The following is a 19,109-nucleotide window of genomic DNA, read 5'->3' as shown; positions in this document are numbered from 1 at the left end:
CCGCCCGAATCAAAGATACTCCGAAATAAATAACAAGGTTGAAAGTCCTGTGGGGTTGAGATTAGAAACTGGGGAAGCGGATGTAAGGCAATGGGAAATCCAACCTTGAACGCATTAATTAACAAATTCAACAACAAGTTTAACGCGCGTGAACGAGGTTAAACTTAAGTCGCGGGGGGGCATTCCGAGACTTAAAACGGACGTGGAGAAAGTGTAAGACTACTTTTAAAGTAGCAACAGTCTGCGAAGCGTCAACCCCATTCAGCGACCCTGGCGGCGTGGCGAAGAATCCACTCGCCTTTAGGCAGTGGAGGATGTCAAGATAGTAGGTACAATGAGAATTTTGCTCAATAGAATATTAACCAGTCTTTAACCAGTTTTATCATCTCAGGGGTGGTCAATTGTTCATTGTCCGTCCTTTTAACTCCACAGTCCTATTCGTTGGGAGATAGCTATGTCAGAACGTGATGATTTCCTTTTTCCTCGTGGTCGCTACCACGGAGAATTTACGCCGGAGAAGCTGGTTTTCAATTCCAACTTGCAGGAATTTGCCCAGCGAGTCAACTATATTTGTGGACTAGAGACTAACGGGAAAGTAAGCTCCGAGGAAGCCTATCAACAAATCAAACATCTTTGGAAAAAATTACGCTCATCCAAAAAAAGCCTAGGAATTGGGACATCTGGGGATGAGCCCCCGGAAAATCTTTAATCTCTAACGATGAGTAGGCATTGTCGGCTAAGATCACAAATTGCCGATTTGTTATCTTAAACCGATAAAATGCCTAACATTGTTACTGTCACCGTTCCGGCAACCACTGCCAATTTAGGGCCAGGATTTGATTGTATTGGAGCCGCCCTCACCTTGTATAATACCCTGCAACTTTCCCGCCTAGAAACCTCCACAAATGAGACACTTCGGATTAGAGTTCAGGGTACAGAAGCCGCCGGAGTGCAAACGGATGAGAGTAACTTGGCTTATCAAGCTTTTGTCAAGGTTTATCAATATCTCGGTCAAACCCCTCCTCCTATTCAGATGGAGATTGATTTAGGGGTTCCTTTAGCACGGGGTTTAGGCAGTTCGGCGACGGCTATTGTCGGGGGACTGGTGGGGGCAAATGCCTTAGCGGGAAATCCTTTGAGTCAAATAGACATCCTGCAATTGGCCGTTGAAATGGAAGGACACCCGGACAATGTGGTTCCGGCATTATTAGGAAATTGTCAATTATCTGTATCCAGAGGCGAAAACGGCCCAGGTTGGGAAATTTGCCAAATTCCTTGGCATTCTAATATTGTGCCTGTTCTGGCTATTCCCGATTTTGAACTTTCAACCGCAGAAGCACGGCGGGTTTTACCCCAAACCTATAGTCGGGCGGATGCTATTTTTAATACAGCCCATTTGGGGCTATTAATTCGAGGTTTAGAAACCGGAAACCCTGAATGGTTGAGGGTTGCGCTCCAGGATAAAATTCATCAACCCTATCGGAAATCGTTAATTCAAGGGTTTGATGGGGTTCGTGTGGCGGCGTTAAAGGCGGGCGCCTGTGAATTAGTGATTAGTGGTGCAGGGCCAACGTTATTAGCGTTAACGGATGCAACATCGGCGTCTGGAGTAGCAGCCGCTATGACCCAAGCTTGGCAACAAGCAGGCGTCAACCCAGAGGTTAAAGTTCTGCAACTGGATACTCAAGGGGCAAAAATAGTTAACTGTTAATGATCTGAAACCGGGTTAAAAAAAGCGATCGCCGGATAAAATTAATGAGCGATCGCTTTTTTTTAATGGATATCTTGGGGGAAAAGTGCGCGTTACCCCTACAGGAATTGATATTTTTTAAGCTGCCATATTCTCAAGGTTATCGTGATCAATAATAATGGCTTTTACATCGGAACTAAAATCAGCCCAAACGGGTGAAAAATAGCGATTATGGAGATAAATCACTTCATCCATATTGGTGATCACTTCAATTTCTTCTAAATTTTTTTCGGCTTTTCGCCAAGCTGTTAGGGTCAGATTTGCACTGCCTTTAAAGGCAATTAATCCATCGATAACAATTAGTTTTTGATGGGGAATCCTATCCCAGTTAAAAATAGTTTCACACATGGGTTTAATCTCTAAATTTGGGCTTTCATGGGTGTAGTCTGATAATTCGGGTAATAGATAAGTTTGACTAGAGGTTAGCGAAACAATACCTTTAACTGGAATCCCTTGGGATACTGTTTTTAATGCGCCTAGAAATTGATGACTAATCCCAAGGCTAGTAAAATGGATAAACTTTTTAGCCAGATTCATTGCTTTGAATAAAGCTGTAATGAGGGGATAATTGGGGTCAGTATTAAGGCATTGTGCGATCGCTCCTAATTTTTTATATTGCTCAATATCAAAGTCATTATCATTAAAGTAGAGATTTTTATCTCGGAAATAAGCTTGAATTAATTTTGCAGATTCAGGACTATTGACAATATATTGAATTCCACAAGTTGGGCAGAAAATTTGTTTTTGTTGGTTTCGTTGTAAGCTGGGGTGAATTGCATAGCAGTTTTGACAGTGAGCTAAACGGGTGTCAAGTTGTGACAAGCTACGCAAATCAAGAGAGGGTGTTTTACGGCTAGGTAAATTAGAATAATCGTAGTTATTGGGTAGAAACATATTTATTCCTCGTTATGAACATTTTTATATTTGCATAGGTATTGCTACACACCGAATGGACAAGAATAATGAATTTATACACAAATTAGATTAATTTTGTGTATGGCTTGTGTAAACGTCAGTTGATATACTGAATAGGGTGATAAATCATAAATACTATGCTGAAGAAAGAACCGTTACAAATATTTAATGAGTTACCAGAAAAGCGTAAAGAATTATTCCTGTTAACTTGTCAAGGAAAAACTGATGCTGAAATTGCTGAAGCTATGGAAATAGATACAAAGACGGTTAGAAAGCAAAGATCAATTTTAGGGGTTGACTTTGATACTCCTACAAATCATAACGAACGTCGCCCCAATCTAAAGAAAGATTTATTGAAAATTGGTGAACAGTTAGGTTTAGTACCATCTGATTTTTATATTGAACATCCTCCAACCGAATCAAAATGTTATCAAGAAATATTGAATTTAGGAGCTTTAATTCGGATAAAAGCACCTAGAAAAATGGGAAAAACATTATTATTAAATCGTTTACTAAATTATGCAAAACAGCAAAACCATAAAACGGTGATTCTCAACTTTGAAGAAGTAGATAGCGAAATATTAAGTCAATACAAAACTTTATTGCAGTGGTTTTGTTCAATATTATGTCCTTATAAGCAAGATCTATTAATTTGGTTACAACATAGTAAAGATCCTAAATATCTTCTAAAAGGCAAAAGATTAAAAGAATCAGAACTATGGCAACAGGATAAAAATTTAGCAAGCGAATATATAGATTTTATAAATAAAAGTCATAAAAAAGAGAGAGAAAAAAAGATTTTAGATATCGCTTCTGTAATTTCATTTCTAATGGGAATATCAATGATGTGGATTAGCTTGAGTTGGAGAGATACAGCACAAAAACTCAAATATTCAGTGAAAGTTATAGAATTGGAACAAAATAGGGTTGGTGCATTACAACAGTTTAAGTCGGATAGAGGAGAAATTAAATCTTTACTGTCAGTCATGGAAGCTACCAAAGGTTTGAAAGAACTATCAAAAAATAATCCTTTCGATCAACAATATTTAACCGTAGCTCCTTTATTTACATTACAGCAAATCCTAGACAATATTCATGAAATGAATCAATTTAGATCTCTAAAAAGGCTTGAGTTTAGTCCTAAAAAGAATAATTTTTTAACAGTGAATAAAGATGGAAATCTTCATTTTTGGAACTGGTCAAATCAACAGTTAACAAGGTTTCAAGCAGATCCAGGTCTTATCAATGATGTTACTTTTAGTCCCGATGGTAAATCTTTAGCAACAGCAGGAAATGATGGTGTAATTCGCCTTTGGAGCTTATCAGGCCAACAGTCAGCTTCTTTTAAAGCTTATCAAGGTACTGCTAACCGTATTATTTTCAGTCCTAATGGTAAATATTTAGCAGCCCTTGGAGAAGATAGCCAAGATAGCATAGTTCGCTGGTGGGATTTGTCAGGTCAAAAGTTAGGAGAGTTCAAGGGAGATAAGGATCAAGTCGTAAATTTAAACTTTAGTTATGATAGTAAACGTCTTGTTTTAGATTTGTCAATGGAAAATAAAGGATATATTATAGATGTATCCGGTAAAATATTAACCAAAGTTACTTGGATTCCTAGTGATAGTGAGATTGAATCTACAGGCTTGAATATTACCCCTGATCATCAGTATTTGTATAGATCTGGAGCAGGTTCAGGTGTTTTGATTTGGGATTGGTCAGGTCAGCAAATAGCAAAACTCAAAGGCTATCATATTAGCTTTAGTCCTGATGGGAAATACATTGCAACGGCTGATGATGATAAAGCCTATTTATGGGATTTATCAGGTAAACAATTAAGAGAATTTAAAGGGCATAAATTTGGAGTTTGGGGCTTGAGTTTTAGCCCGGATGGAAAACTTCTAGCTACAGGTGGAAAAGATGGTATTACTAATGTTTGGTCTTTGTCTGGGAAAAAGTTAGTTGAACTTAGAGGACATCAAGGAACTGTGACCGGAGTAAGTTTTAGCCCGGATGGGAAATACATTGCAACTGGGGGTTCAGATTTAACAATTCGTGTTTGGGATTTATCAGGTCAAGAGTTAGTAGAACTTAAAGGACATCAGGAAGATGTCACAGATTTATTCTTTAGTCACGACAATAAAAATCTTCTTTCCTATGGAAATGATGATACCGCTCGTCTATGGAATTTATCAGGTAATTTTTTGAAAAATATTAATAAAAATGATATCAAAAAATGGGATTATAAATCAAATTCTTCTGTTAAAGTCGAATTAGACAATCAAGAAGAGGGTACAGTCATTATTAGAGATCAATTCGGTGAAAAGAAAATTACACTTCAGGATTATGATGGAGAAATTGTGGAATCAACTCTTAGTCCAGATTCCCAGTATATTGCCATCACAACTCGAAATGGAAAAGTTAGGATTTGGAATTTATCAGGTCAATTACTAGCACTATGGAAAGTTAACTTTGATCCTAGGAATGGAATAACTGTAAAGTTTAGCCCTGATGGACGGTATCTAGCTATCGGTGGAGAAGATAATAAAGTTGTCGTTTGGTCTGTTCCTCAAAACTTAGATGAACTACTGGAAAGAGGTTGTAATTGGTTATCAAGTTTCTTTGCTAATCGTCCAGATGAGCGAGAGCGTTTAAAAATTTGTCAAGATGACAGATGAGAACTTTTTTATTAACAATACAACCTGAAACTGTCATTCTGAGTGAAGCGTCAGCGTAAGGAAGAATCTCTATTTCTCCTTACATTCCTGCAAGAGATTCTTCACTGTGTTCAGAATGACAGGGTTAGGAGCTATTCTCAACAGTAAATACCCCGACAAGCGATCGCCCCTGTTAAGTCACCCTTCCTTGATGTCAGAATACCTTGTAAAATGGTGAAGGTTTGTTTAGCGCTTATCCAATTTTAGGGGCATCGAATTGGAATCAGGTTTTTCTAGGCAGAATTTAAGGTTTAGCTTAGAAAAATAGACTTGACAATTCTGTCTATTTATGATACAGCCTTTCAGTTTATTTAATCACTAAAAAATTAATCGAAACCAATGGTTCAACGGCGATCGCAAACGTTTTTCCAACAGATTCTTCTGGGAACCCTTGCCAGTACAATTTTACAGTTATCGATTCCCCTAACCTCCCTCAGCCAAGCCAACGTGACGTTAGGGGTAATTCGTGATACCGAACAACTCGCCGAATGGAATAGCATTGAACAACGCTTAAAAGCCAGTCGAATTCCCTATCAAACTATCGATTTAAACAATATTAAAACCGTTGCTGATCTGCAAGGAATTCGAGTTTTATTCCTACCCAATACAACCGTTATTAAAACCGAACAAGCCAAAGTTCTACAAGATTGGGCTAAACAAGGGGGACAGGTGATTGCGAGTGGCCCGGTGGGAGAACGGTCTACCCCGTTAGTTCGTCAACTGTTGCGATCGATTTTAGGTTCCTATTGGGCCTTTCCCCTCAACGTTCCCGCTAAACCCCAAATTGCTAAAAATCGCTGTCGCAGTCGAGATACCCTTTGCCCGACCCTCACCACTTGGGGGCCAATTCAACAAAATTCTAACGCTGTTGAAGGAGGGGTTTTGATTCCCACCACCTTAGAAAGTTATACCGCAGGCATTTGGGAAGCCAGTGGCAGTTCTCCGGCCGTCATTACCACCCAAAAAGCGACCTATTTAGGCTGGCGTTGGGGAAGTCAATCCTCAACGGAGGTTGATATTGCTTGGTTACAAGCCGCCGTCAGTCGTCATGGTTTAGGTGCAACCTCGACTATTCCCGTCGCTAGTTCTCCCGTTGTCCCGCCACCCGCACCTGTTACCCGTCTGGTTCCCACTTCCCCACCACCGCCACCAGTAGCCACCCGTCCTAACCCCAAACCACCGCCACCAGTAGCCACCCGTCCCAACCCCAAACCGGAGCCACCAGTAGCCACCCGTCCCAACCCCACAAACCTGCCCCAACCAATCACACCAACGCTACAGCAAGCAGCGACTGTCCCGGCGTCCCGTCCCGTCGCACCCCCAATAGTTCCCCAAGTACCCCCTTCGGCCCCTCGTACAACCACACCGCCCCCTGTCCCAACGAGAACGGCGACTCGGACGTTACCGAATACTCCCGCCATTCCCAATAGTTTTATTGATCCTTCTGAACAAACAGCCCCGGCGGGGTTAGTTGTACAGCCCGGAAATGAACCGATTGAGGAATTAACGGCGATCGCAATGCGTCAGGAATTAGTCGATTTATTAGGACGTTTTGAGAATGCTTTAATTGCCTCTAATTCAGGTAATGTTCCGATTAATTTACAGGTAGCTTCTACTCAATTAATGGCAGGATCTGGAGGAAGTTTAACCAGTTCTATTTTCAAACAATCAGATCAAATGATGACGAAAGCTCGACAAGTGATTAAGGATTTTCCTCAATTAGTCGCGCAGCAAAATTGGGCAGAAGCTCGTCGGCAATGGTTAGAAATTCGTCAACAATTATGGCAACATTATCCCACAGAAGGAGAACGATTAGGAGCAGAAATTCGGGCGGTTTGGTTAGACCGAGGAACGATTGTTAAAGCTGGCGGTGAAGCCGGACTAGCACAAGTCTTTGATCGGTTAGCGGCGGCGGGAATTAATACGGTTTATTTTGAAACTTTGAATGCAGGTTATCCCATTTATCCTAGTCGTGTTGCTCCTCAACAAAACCCCTTAATTCGAGGATGGAACCCCTTAGAATCGGCGGTGAAATTAGCCCATGAACGGGGGATAGAATTACACGCTTGGATTTGGGTATTTGCGGTAGGAAATGACCGTCATAATGAAATTTTAGGACAACCCAGTAGTTTTTTAAGTCCGGTAATTCAAGCCCATCCTGATTGGGTGAATATTAATAATTATGGCGAGTTAAGAAATAGCCGCGATCGCAAAGTTTATCTCGATCCAGCGAACCGAGAAGCCAGAGCCTATATTCTGCGTTTAATTAATGAAATTACAGCCTATAATGTGGATGGGTTACAGTTAGATTATATTCGCTATCCCTTCCAAGACCCAAGCGGAAATTACACCTATGGATATGGGAGAGCCGGACGGGAACAATTTCAACAATTAACAGGAGTTGACCCCGTTAATATTACGCCGAAAAATCATCAATTATGGAATCAATGGTTACAATTTAAAACCAATCAAGTCACATCCTTTGTCGCGGAAGTTTCACAATTTTTAAAGCAACAAAAACCGAATGTAATTTTATCCGTTGCGGTGTTTTCCCATCCTGAACAGGAAAGGATTTTGAAAATTCAACAACAGTGGGAAGTTTGGGCAAAACAAGGCTATGTCGATTTAATTGTTCCCATGACTTATGCGATGGATACCAATCGTTTACAACGAATTACTCAGCCTTTAACCCAGCAACAACGGTTAGGTTCGGCGTTAATTAGTCCGGCGATTAAATTATTGAATCTTCCTGAAATTGTAGCAATTGATCAATTACAATCCTTACGGGATTTACCCACCGGAGGTTATTCAATTTTTGCCGTTGAAACCATTGGTAATAATTTACAAAACTATTTTCGCCGGACTCAAAATTCTTCTGCAAAAACTCAACCTCCAATTCCCTATCGACAGCCTTTTGCATCGGCTCAGGCTCGCTATTTAGCGTTAAAACGAGAGTGGAGTTTTCTGTTAGCCAATGAGCAGCTTTGGATTCGAGATGGGGAACTAAAAGCCTTAAGTACCCAAGCGGAAGATTTAGCACAAACTTTAAAACAATTAGAGGATAATCCCTCTCCTCAAACTTTAGGAATAGCTCAACAAAAGTTAGCAACCTTTCAAAAACAATTCCAAATTTCTATGCGTTTACAAGCCTTAGAACGTCCCTATCAAGTTTCGAGTTGGGGAAATCGTTTGGCGAGTATTGAGATGTTATTGCGTTATGGAGAAAGAAGAATTAAAAATTAAAATTGTAGGGTGCGTAAGGCGAAGCCGCACGCACCATTTCTTTGATGCAATGAAGGAGCGTAGGGTGCGTAAGGCGAAGCCGCACGCACCATTTCTTTGATAGAATTATGATGTAATGATCAAGAGCAAATATTTTTGGATTTGATGTTAGATGGTGCGTGCGCTCTGCTTACGCACCCTACGGTTTAATTAAGTTAGATGGGATGGTGCGTGCGCTCCGCTTACGCACCCTACGGTTTAATTAAGTTAATAGAAAACGGACGTTGGAAAGTTGAGGTGACAACATGACTCAGACCCCTGTAAAGTTAACGTTTGAGGAGTATTTAACCTACGATGACGGAACAGATAATCGTTATGAACTTGAAGATGGGGTGTTAATTCCAATGACACCTGCGAGTCCGATTCATTCTGATATTATCGGGTTTTTGTTTATCTGTTTTTATCAGGAAATTCAAAGACGGAATTTAGATTTAAAAGTAAAACAGGGAGATGTGGGGATACGAACTAGATTAAGTCGCTCCCGACAACCAGATATTGCTATTATTCAAGGAGAAGATTGGCGACGGTTACGACAGTTTAAAAAATCAGCCATTCTGGAAGTTCCGGCTTTATTAGTAGTAGAAGTTGTGAGTCCAGGGGAAGATAACGAAAACCGAGATTATGTTAAAAAGATGACTGAATATGCTGAATTTGGGATTTGTGAATATTGGATTATTGATCCTTTAACAGAGCAAGTTATTGTTAATTTTTTGATGAATGGAAGTTATCAGAATACTGTTTTTACAGGTCAACAACAAATTATTTGTCAACTATTCCCCGACCTCAATTTAACCGTTGAGCAAGTTTTAATAGCAGAATAAAAGGAGAATTAAGAATTAGGAGCGTCGGGTGCGTAAGGCGAAGCCGCACGCACCATTTCTTTGATAGAATTATGATGTAATCATCAAGAGCAAATATTTTTGAATTTCATGTTAGATGGTGCGTGCGCTGCGCTTACGCACCCTACGATGAATGGGGTTTCAAGCCATTTATACAACGGATTTGGACAGCAATCCTCAATCAATAGGGACTACGCACCCGACGAGGAATGATTAGCGGTGTTGACTAATTGCTGATTGAATCTCCTCTTGAGTTAAAGAATTAACAATACTTAAATTAAAAGGAGTGGTTTCATTTCCTTGAATAAAACCTGCATTCAAATAGGGTAAATATTCGGTTTGATTGCGAATATAACTATTAAAAAATACCAGACTGATCGCTTTCAACACGGGAAAAGCTAATTCGGGATCAGGGCCAATGAGTTGAGGGGGCACCGGAAGCACGGATTCTTCTCCGGGTTCTAAGAAGGAAAAATGGGTTCCTCGATCTAATAATATCAAGTATTTATTGAGGCTGGTTAACCAAGAAAAGGGATTAATTTGTTCAGGAACTGCGGGGGCTATATAATCATCACTTCCGCCAATCATTAAGGCTGGAATTTGGATTTTACTCATCCCTTCTTGACCAAAAACAACACTGGTAATCGGATTAATCGCAATAATTGCTTTGACTCGTTCATCTTTAAGATCATAACCTTTATTTGCAATAGAAGTGGCTTGACATTGCAGTAATATTGAAATATTTAATGTGAGTTGTCGGTTGGCTGATTGTTCACACTCCTGATTAATTTTCGTGGTATTAAACCCTGCTCCCGCTAACGCTAAAGCCGTATAACCGCCATAGGATTGACCTAAAACACCGACATTATTTAACTGTAATTCACTGGGAAAAGCAGAACTTTTTGCTTTTTTTTCTAAAAGATTGAGGACAGAAGTAATATCTAATGGGCGATTAATAAAAACTTCTGGGCCCGGAGGAGGAGCATTCCCTGCTAAGAAATTAGCTAACCCAGTAGAACTGGTTTCTAAATGTTCAGGAACTGCAACAAAATACCCATGAGAGGCTAAATGTTCTGCTAAATATTTAAAGGTTGTTCGGTCGGAACCTAAACCATGAGAAATCACAATCACGGGGGTGGAAGTAGAAACTTGGGGGATATAAACATCAACGGGAGAAGATATATTTCGTTGAGGATGTTCATAAGTAAATGTTTCTTTTTTCCATTGAATTGTACCCGGATCTTTCAACTGAGTCGGTCGGTTATTAATAGCAGGATTATCGATTTGTGTTTTCGCCTGTTGGTTAATCCAATTGATCACAGATTTATCTTCATAAATAACTTGAGATAAATCTCGAATTGCTGTAATAGCAAAGTTGACATCAATTTCTAGGGTTTGACCCGGAAATTTTTGTAAAACACCCAGTAAAGTCAAACCCCCCGGAAGATTAGAGGCTTGATTAATCGCAGATTTTAACGCATTTACACCCTTTTGATCATTATCTGTTTGGATGAAATTCCCAAAGCGAGTTAAAATTGTCATCCCCATTGGAGTATTATTAAATTGTTCAATACTCCAAGGGCTGGCGGTCATGGGAGTTAGTAAAAGTTGACGTAGTTTTTCGCCATCTTCAACTTTTAAGGCTTTTCCATAAATTGATAAAATTGGGGAAACATCTCCGGTTTTTGCAAAGGTTTCTAGGTCTTTAACGGAAATAAATGCTTTGCTAATATTATACCGGATAGCAATTGTTTCGGCAGCGATCGCTGAATGGGTTGTGGCGATTAAAACTGATGCTATTCCTAAGCAAAATTCAAAAAAGGGATTAGAGATAGAGCGAATCGTTTTATTCTGTTTATGAGGTTGATAATTACCCCCACTTTTTAAGAATTTTAACATGGAATAGCTGGATAATATTTATTAAAATATAATACCCTTAAAATCGAAGTTTTGTCAATTGTTTTGAATAATTTTATTTTTGATCAGAGGTTACACCATTGATGGCATTCGTTAATTGGTTAGGAGTCAGAGATTGAATTAAGCTGAGGGGATAAGCTGGATCGCTAATACTTTGAGCATAAGCCGCATTAAGATAGGGTTTATATTCAGAATCTTGAGTTAAATAGGTTTTAAAGAATGCCGTACTAAACGCTTTAATATAATGTCTAGTAATCTCTGATACTGGGGTAATAAATTCAGAAATTCCTGATATTTTAGAAGAGTTTTGTTCGGTAATATCATAAAAATGATTGGCGTGATTTTGGAGAAGTAAATATTTATGAGAAGTTGTTAACCAAGTAAAGGATTTTAACTGCTCTAATATAGCCGGAGCTAAAAAATCTGCTGTACTTGCTGAAATGAAAACAGGAACTTGAATCCGACTTAAACCTGATTTTCCTAAAATACTACTATTGACAGGATTTAATATAAAAATAGCTTTGACTCTAGGGTCTTGTAGGCGATAATTTTCTGGGGGAAGTTCTAATGCTCGACACTGAAGAAAGATGGAGAGATTTAAGGGAATATCTTGTTGTTGACAGTCGGTTTTGAGTTGGGTAAAATCGAGGGTAGCTCCCGCTAAAGTCAGAGCCGTATATCCCCCTAAAGAATGACCCAATACGCCAACATTTTGTAGGTCTAATTGATGGTTAAATTCACTGATATTAAGTTTTTCTAATTGATTGAGAAGTTCGGTAATATCTCTGGGTCGATCAATAAATTGTTCGGGCTCAAATAAATCCTTAACTTCTCCTTGAAGTAAGGATTGTAATTGTTGGTAATCACTCCCTGGATGTTGGGGAACAGCAACCGCAAAACCAGAGGAAGTAAGATGTTGAGCTAAACTTTGAAAGCGGGAGCGATCAGAAATTAATCCATGAGAAATAATGATCACAGGAAAGGATAATACAGCCGAACTTTTAGGGGAATTCGGGGGAATTTCTGGTAAATAAAGATCAACATCAAACTGACGATTATTGTGAGGATTATTAACAGTTATTGTTTTTTTATTGATCTTAAATATTCCGGCTTGTCGTAAATCAGGGATTTTACTAAAATCAGTAAAATCAGCTTTTTCGGCTTCTATTTTCGATAAAGCTTCTAAAGATTGTGTTACCCCATAGGTTTGTCGAATAAAGGCAAAAACTTTCGTTAAAACTTCTAAGGTTTTTTCCATATTTAAGCGAATTTCTGGACTTGGAAACTGACGTATAACCTCTAAAACAGTAAAACCATTGGGTGTATTAGAAACTTCAACTAGAGCAGTCCGAATCGCATCGGCTCCATTTTCTTCAGACTGAGTTTGAATGATATTTCCGAGAGGGGTTAAAAATGCCAGAATTAAGGGGGAATTGAAAAATTGTTCAGTAGAAATGTCTTGATGGGTATAATGGATTTGTAAGAGTTGTCGTAAACTTTGTTGTTGCTCAGGACTCAATAATTTTAGATAGGTAGCCAAGGGATCTTTCGGGTTAATTGTGCCTTGGTTGGCATAATTTTCTAAGGAATCAAGGGATATAGAAATATGGGTTTTTCCCAAGGGGAAAACAATAGATTCTGCTGCCACTCCGGGGAGATTAGCCAAGAGGATAGACGCTATTGTTAAGGCAAAAGATGATAACCATCGCATAGAGGACTTACCTATTAATAAAATGTTTATATTGACAATTTAACCTTTAATTATTGTGTGAATTTCCTGGCGTTTTAACGTGTTTTACCGCTTGAAGAAATTGGTCTAAGGAGAGAGAACGTACTAAACTCAGGGGATAGGCTTCTTGACTAATTGTTTTAGCATAGGTAGCTTGTAAGTAGGGCTGATAGGTGGAATCTTGATCAATATAAACCTCAAAAAAAGCCAGACTAAAGGCACGAATATAGTCATTTACAGGTTCGGGAACTGGGGCTACAATTTCTTTTAAAGAGGCACTAACGCTTTGATTCATGGCGGTTAAATTAAGATAAATATGGTGATCACCTTCTGCTAAAAGAAAATATTTATTGGGTGTTGTTAACCAAGTATAGGATCGAACTTGTTCCCACGCAACAGGAGCAACGTTATCTTTACCACTGGTTTTCCAGAATACCGGAATCTGAATTTTGCTTAAACTCTGTTGTCCAAAAATGCTATTATTAACTGGATTGATGATAAAAATTGCTTGAACTCGTTGATCTCTAAACTGATATTTTTCTTGAGGTAATTCCAAAGCTCGACATTGAAAGATTTGAGCTAAATTAACGGAATTAAACGTCGAGGTACATTCTTTTTTTAAGTTATTAAAATCTAGTTCTGCTCCGGCTAAGGCTAAGGCGGTATAAGCGCCAAAAGAATGCCCTGCTACCCCTACTTTTTTAAGGTTTAATTGACCCTGAAATTCCATTGTATTCAGGTGTTCTAATTCATCAAGTAAAAAGTGAATATCTAGGGGTCGGTCAATAAATTCGCTGACTTGAAATCCATCGGATGCTTGACCGGATAGCCAAGCTTGGAGTTGATTGGTATCACTTCCTGGATGTTGAGGGAGGACAACAAAAAATCCTTGTGAGGCTAAATGTTGACCTAAATAACTGTAATTTGTGCGATTAGCAGCTAATCCATGGGAAATAATAATCACGGGAATTGCATTAGTTTTTCCCCGTTTTACGGTACTGAGTGGGGTGGGAATATAAAGATCTACCGTTAATTTTCGCTGACGTTTGGGGTCAGTTAAAGTTAAGGTTTTCTGGGTAACATCAAAATCACCAACCTGCCTCAAATCCGGTTTTTTACTAAAATTAACGGTAGGGGATAAGGTTGATTCTTCTAATGATAATTTTACAATTTCTGTAATCACAGAATTTGTTTGTTGAACTTGGGTATTGAGTTGTTCTCGCAGTTGAAATATTTTTTGGGTATTCAGTTGAATTTCTGGGCTAGGAAATTGACGTAAAATATTCAGTAAGGTAATTCCTTCTGCATCTTGATTCGCTCTGATTAAAGCAATTTTAATTGCTTGAGAACCATTTTCAACGGTTGATAAATTTAGCGAATCGGTTTCCGATTCAATAATATCTCCGAGTTTATTTAGAAATAACGCACCTGTGGGGGAGTTTAAAAATTGAGAAACCATCACGGAGTCTATTTGATGTTTGTCAAGCAACACATTTTTAAATTGCTGTTGATCTTCGGAATTTAATAAGAGTAAAAAACTTTTTAATTCCGGCTCAATAGTTCCTGATTTGGCATAGGTTTCTAAGGCTTTTACCGATACGGATATTTTAGCTTGTCCAAAGGCTAAAGACACCTTCTCAGCGGCTTGAACTGGAAAGGAAGTCATAGCTAGGGCGAAAACTCCACCGAGTAGGGATATAATTCTACGTTGATTGAACAGAAGATTTGATGTTAAGTTAAATTGGGGTTTCATCGGAAATAAGGGTTGATTCATAGTGGGATCAATTTTTTCGGAATACGGGTTTAAGTCTTCTAAATAACTTTGTTGTAAAATGCGCCCCAATGATTTAATCACAATGTTAACAGATACTAAAGTTGATGGGTGAAATTAGGGATTAAACTGTTACGAATTTAAACTCTATAGGGCTACGCACTCTTAGAATAGGGAATAGGGAATAGGGAATAGGGAACAGGATTTAGTAGAGACGCGCCATGATCGGTCTCTACAACTGTAATCCTTTGGTTTCTAAGGTTGAAGGTGAGTTAATAGAATTTTAATTTCTTCTAAAAGAGACTCTACTGAGAGATTAAAGGGTAACACTTTAACGGGAAAACTAGCGGTAAAGTTTTGGAGATGAATAGCGATTTTATCCCCAATACAATCCTGTAATTCAACAGGAGATGAGGATTTAAGTTTACGTTTTTTTTCTACAGCTTTACCTTTGAACTTTACCTCCGATTTTACTAAAATAATCACCGGGATTTTGGCTTCCATTTTTTCTAAAACGGATAAGGCTTCAACCAGATTAGTAAAAGATTTTTCTTCAAAACAAATTAACATTAAATCCAAACTTTTGCATTGAATTTTCTGAAGAATTTCTTCCCAACCTTTGCCCATAATACTGCGAAATCCAGCAATTTCAATATATTGAACTAAGGCTTGCTCAATTTTCAGATTAGTATTATAAGAGGAATCAAGATTGTCAGAATTAACCGTTGAAGGCTTGATAGAAGTGGAATAGTTTATCTGGGAAGATGAGGTTGTTACTTTGGGCTTAAATGTTGGTTTTGAATTTCGGTGATTAGTTTTTAAACGATTACCTAATTGTTGTTGCGGTAAAACAGAAGAATCCACAACTAAAATACTCGGTTTCCAACTTAAACGAGTGGCAATTTGGATCACTTCTAATAAAGCTGAACTCATGGAGAGAGAAAAGATTTTACTCTTTGTGGAGTCTTCAGACGGACTCGCTAAACAGGGAAAAATTGATAAGTTTTTAACTTGATTAGCAACTTGAGTGGTTACAGGGTCTAGGGTGACAATGGGTAAATGGGCTAAACTTTCTTGAAGACTAATTTCATTCAGCAGATTCAACGGATTTTTAACGGCTGTATCTCGTTCTAAAACGATCACATTTGGATGCCAAATTCGAGCAATCAGGGCGGCTTGATTAATATCATCCGCTTCTAAAATTCGACAATGGGAAAACTGAGATAAAAATAAAGCTGAATGATAAATTGAGTTTTTATTTCCTAGTGTTTCTGTTGAACTTAAGTTATGTTGATCTCCCGATAAACTTAACCAAAGAATCATTAACGGTTGAGGAACAGAAGATGAAACTTCTGGTAACAATTCCCCTAGCAATTTTTCTAACTCTGAACCTTGAACCGGAAGATTGAGAAAGCCATCACAATGATTCACTATTGCCCGTTGTTTATCCCCTAAAGTTGCAGTAACAATTACCGGAATTTGATGGGTTTGAACATCGGTTTTTAATAGGGTTAACACATCCCAACCGGACAATAAAGGAATTAAAGGATTGAGCAAAATCACTCTTGGTTGTAGGCGCCGGGCTTTTTCAACCGCTTCTGTTCCTGAACGGGCAATCACGACCCGATAACCTAAATGGGTGAGTTGTTCACTCAAGGTTTGAATAAAATGGGGAACGGTTTCTGCAACTAATACTAAACGAGATTGTTGAGGGAAAGTTGAATGAGCAGAAGACGAAAATCCTGTTTCTTCACTACTGATCTTATTGCCTAATTCCCAATTGCAACGGGGGGGACTGGGCGGTAATAATAAGGTAAATTGACTGCCTTTATCGAGTTTAGAAATAAAGCTAACATCTCCCCCATGAAGTCGTGCTAAACGTTGAGTTAAAACTAACCCTAATCCTGTGCCTTCAAATTTACGAGTTAAGGGACTTTCCAGTTGTTGAAATTTTTGAAAAATCAGATGTTGTTTATCATCAGGAATCCCAATTCCTTGATCCCAAACGGTAAAAGCAATCCAGTTTTCCCATTGACCAACTTTTAAACCAAATTCACTGCCATCGGGGGTAAATTTCAGGGCATTACATAACAAATTGACTAGCATTTGTCGTAAACGGAGTTCATCAGCTACTAATGTTTCTAAACCGGGTTCAATCTCTAAGGTAAATCGACCTTTGGTTTGGGCTAGGATTTCCGCTTGGAGTTTGATATCGGATTTATCTTGGCTTTGATATTGTTGAAGTGTCATTTCAAAAGCTCGTTCACAAACTGCCTGAATTTGTAAAGGTTCCGAGACTAATTCTAGCTGTCCGGTTTCTATTCGGGTTAAATCCAAAATATCGTTAACTACGAGCATCAGATGACGACCACTTTTATGAATGAGTTGGGCATAACGGGCTTGTCTTTCGTTGAGTTCTCCTAATGCTTGATCTTTTAACAAACTTGATAGGCCTAAAACTGCGGTAAGGGGCGTTTTTAATTCATGACTAATACAAGCCATAAACTCATCTTTGAGACGATTAAGTTGAATTAAATCGGTATTTTTTGCTGTTAGTTCTTGGGCGACTCGATGCTGTTCTGTAATGTCTTGAGCTAATACTAACCACAGGTCATTTTCGCCATTGGCTAAACATAAAGCCATCTCCCATTCCGGGTTTAACCGTTGACGGGTAAATTGCCAAACCCGTTCTTGATTGTGGCTGATGGGACAAATACAAATATAAGTATCGGGTTGACTGCCTAATTGACACCAATTCGGCATTTGTAAGGAGGGTGTATTCGAGGTTAAAGGTTGAGAAATATTTGTTAAACGGCTGGTCGAAAATCCAGAATCTACAGAGGTTTCTAAGGGCGGAGTCGGGGATTTTTCAGCAGGGAAAAACGCCGTTGTTTCAGACCAACGGGTTACAGATTCAGCAACTTCCTGCACTAATTCTGATCCTCGGCCAATTAGCGATCGCCATGCTAAATTTTGACCCATGATACTGCCATCATCGCCTTGAATCATTAACGGAATCGGTAGTTCATCCAAAAACCGAATTAAACGCTCAGACATGGGAAAATTTCCCGCCGATGAACGGTCTAAGCGTTCTTGGGGTTCTGCATTGAAGTCAGAATTACCTAGAGGGGAAGGTCTAGGTTGTTGAACTTGGGTAAACCGTTGAGGATGTTTCGCTAAATATCCCAACACCTGTAAACTATTGATTAACCCAATAAATTCTCCCCTCTGATTCACTAAAGCTAGGGGTACACTTTGATGTTGAGGATTTTCGATCACAGGATGGAAACTCTGATATTGCAAATACAGCCAAAATTCTTCTAGGCTTAAATGGGATGGAACTCCAATCAGAGGCTCGATTAAGGCAGAAAACACATCGGGGAGTGAGGGTTCGGTGTTGGGGACTTCTGGATGTTCTGCGGGGTTCGCAGGTTGGACAAAATGGGAGAACGTATTGACACGATTGAGGAGATGGGGAAGGAACCGATGCAGAGAAATCATTCCCAAGGGATGATTTTGGGCGTTGACAATCACGACCAGTTCACAGTTACCCTGAGCAAAAATAAACCGTAACGCCTCTAGGGGAGCATCATGGCGACAAACAGGTACGACCTGAATAAAGGTTTGGAGGTCAGCTTGGGGAGACATAAAACGTAAATCCTCCAGATGAGATCATCTACTTACAGCGTCTGGGTGTAAACTCCCTACAGGAAACGGATAAATCCCTAAGCTGTGTGTGAACAGTACATTTATCTGTCTGGGTCATTCCACCGGATATGCAAATTTGCCGTGATTTCCTTGCCCTCACATCACACTCAGAGAGTAAACGGTCATCATTTAATATGGCTATCAATATTTCTATTGTGATGGAGAAGCGTTAACTTTTCCAGAATTTAACGATTTCCTAAACAAGCTTAAAGGAATGAAAACTCTTTCTTGCTTTCCTCTAGTGCTTGTGATCAACTATTGAATCCCGGTAATTGACTTGTATTCAGTTCATCAGTTCGTTTCTAAAATAGTCAGGAGAGTTGTTGTCAGGGTGGGAAAATGTTCTATCTTCTGATGAAACCATACGCTGAAATTATCACTCAGGAATTGATACACAGATAGACCTTACTGTCATCTGCATTAAGTTAGAATTTCAGCCAATTATTTTAACAGGGATTTCTGTCTCAAATTCGGGTTTTTTTGT

General features: G+C 39.0%; 10 protein-coding genes. 5 read left to right on the top strand and 5 right to left on the bottom strand.

Annotated features, from left to right (window positions below):
• Window positions 1-454 precede the first annotated feature (454 nt).
• Together PL8927_RS22605 and thrB are read left to right on the top strand one after the other, a co-directional pair.
• Entirely contained in the window at window positions 455-709 is a 255-nt protein-coding gene (locus PL8927_RS22605; RefSeq protein WP_083625720.1) for a DUF7219 family protein, read from the top strand.
• Window positions 710-778: 69 nt separating this feature from the next.
• On the top strand, window positions 779-1,711 hold the full coding sequence (thrB, locus tag PL8927_RS22600; RefSeq protein ID WP_083625719.1) for a homoserine kinase: 933 nt from the start codon (window positions 779-781) through the stop codon (window positions 1,709-1,711).
• Between the two features lie 117 nt (window positions 1,712-1,828).
• Here thrB and PL8927_RS22595 read toward each other — a convergent pair whose 3' ends face one another.
• Window positions 1,829-2,644 (bottom strand): phospholipase D-like domain-containing protein, encoded by an 816-nt coding sequence (locus PL8927_RS22595; protein WP_083625718.1) that lies wholly within the window; start codon window positions 2,642-2,644, stop codon window positions 1,829-1,831.
• Window positions 2,645-2,802: 158 nt separating this feature from the next.
• On the opposite strand from PL8927_RS22595, the gene PL8927_RS22590 reads away from it, so the two are divergent.
• From PL8927_RS22590 to PL8927_RS22580, 3 genes are all read left to right on the top strand, one after another.
• Window positions 2,803-5,340 (top strand): AAA-like domain-containing protein, encoded by a 2,538-nt coding sequence (locus PL8927_RS22590; protein WP_083625717.1) that lies wholly within the window; start codon window positions 2,803-2,805, stop codon window positions 5,338-5,340.
• Between the two features lie 378 nt (window positions 5,341-5,718).
• Window positions 5,719-8,622 carry a family 10 glycosylhydrolase gene (locus PL8927_RS22585; protein WP_083625716.1) on the top strand — a complete coding sequence of 968 codons (2,904 nt, stop codon included), beginning with the start codon at window positions 5,719-5,721 and terminating at the stop codon, window positions 8,620-8,622.
• A 284-nt stretch (window positions 8,623-8,906) separates the two neighbouring features.
• Window positions 8,907-9,482, top strand: a complete 576-nt coding sequence (locus PL8927_RS22580) for a Uma2 family endonuclease (protein ID WP_083625715.1) — start codon at window positions 8,907-8,909, stop codon at window positions 9,480-9,482.
• Between the two features lie 231 nt (window positions 9,483-9,713).
• On the opposite strand, the gene PL8927_RS22575 is transcribed toward PL8927_RS22580, so the two are convergent.
• The 4 genes from PL8927_RS22575 to PL8927_RS22560 form a co-directional block, all read right to left on the bottom strand.
• Complete coding sequence (locus tag PL8927_RS22575; protein ID WP_083625714.1) at window positions 9,714-11,399, bottom strand: alpha/beta hydrolase; 1,686 nt, start codon at window positions 11,397-11,399, stop codon at window positions 9,714-9,716.
• Between the two features lie 73 nt (window positions 11,400-11,472).
• A complete protein-coding gene (locus tag PL8927_RS22570) occupies window positions 11,473-13,128 on the bottom strand; it encodes an alpha/beta hydrolase (RefSeq protein ID WP_083625713.1) in 1,656 nt (551 codons plus the stop codon).
• A 46-nt stretch (window positions 13,129-13,174) separates the two neighbouring features.
• On the bottom strand, window positions 13,175-15,001 hold the full coding sequence (locus PL8927_RS22565; RefSeq protein ID WP_156093293.1) for an alpha/beta hydrolase: 1,827 nt from the start codon (window positions 14,999-15,001) through the stop codon (window positions 13,175-13,177).
• 171 nt (window positions 15,002-15,172) lie between these two features.
• Complete coding sequence (locus PL8927_RS22560; protein WP_083625711.1) at window positions 15,173-18,565, bottom strand: ATP-binding response regulator; 3,393 nt, start codon at window positions 18,563-18,565, stop codon at window positions 15,173-15,175.
• Window positions 18,566-19,109: the final 544 nt, after the last annotated feature.

This window comes from Planktothrix serta PCC 8927 (assembly GCF_900010725.2).
Lineage (GTDB): Bacteria > Cyanobacteriota > Cyanobacteriia > Cyanobacteriales > Microcoleaceae > Planktothrix > Planktothrix serta.
The sequence above is the reverse complement of the archived record's forward strand: the minus strand, read 5'-3'. Positions and strand labels throughout refer to the sequence as shown.

Excerpts from the sequence above, each read along its gene's own strand:
- PL8927_RS22605 (WP_083625720.1), top strand. The coding sequence starts at position 455 with ATGTCAGAACGTGATGATTTCCTTTTTCCTCGTGGTCGCTACCACGGA.
- PL8927_RS22560 (WP_083625711.1), bottom strand. The coding sequence starts at position 18,565 with ATGTCTCCCCAAGCTGACCTCCAAACCTTTATTCAGGTCGTACCTGTT.
- PL8927_RS22595 (WP_083625718.1), bottom strand. The coding sequence starts at position 2,644 with ATGTTTCTACCCAATAACTACGATTATTCTAATTTACCTAGCCGTAAA.
- PL8927_RS22590 (WP_083625717.1), top strand. The coding sequence starts at position 2,803 with ATGCTGAAGAAAGAACCGTTACAAATATTTAATGAGTTACCAGAAAAG.
- PL8927_RS22570 (WP_083625713.1), bottom strand. The coding sequence starts at position 13,128 with ATGCGATGGTTATCATCTTTTGCCTTAACAATAGCGTCTATCCTCTTG.
- PL8927_RS22580 (WP_083625715.1), top strand. The coding sequence starts at position 8,907 with ATGACTCAGACCCCTGTAAAGTTAACGTTTGAGGAGTATTTAACCTAC.
- PL8927_RS22585 (WP_083625716.1), top strand. The coding sequence starts at position 5,719 with ATGGTTCAACGGCGATCGCAAACGTTTTTCCAACAGATTCTTCTGGGA.
- PL8927_RS22575 (WP_083625714.1), bottom strand. The coding sequence starts at position 11,399 with ATGTTAAAATTCTTAAAAAGTGGGGGTAATTATCAACCTCATAAACAG.
- thrB (WP_083625719.1), top strand. The coding sequence starts at position 779 with ATGCCTAACATTGTTACTGTCACCGTTCCGGCAACCACTGCCAATTTA.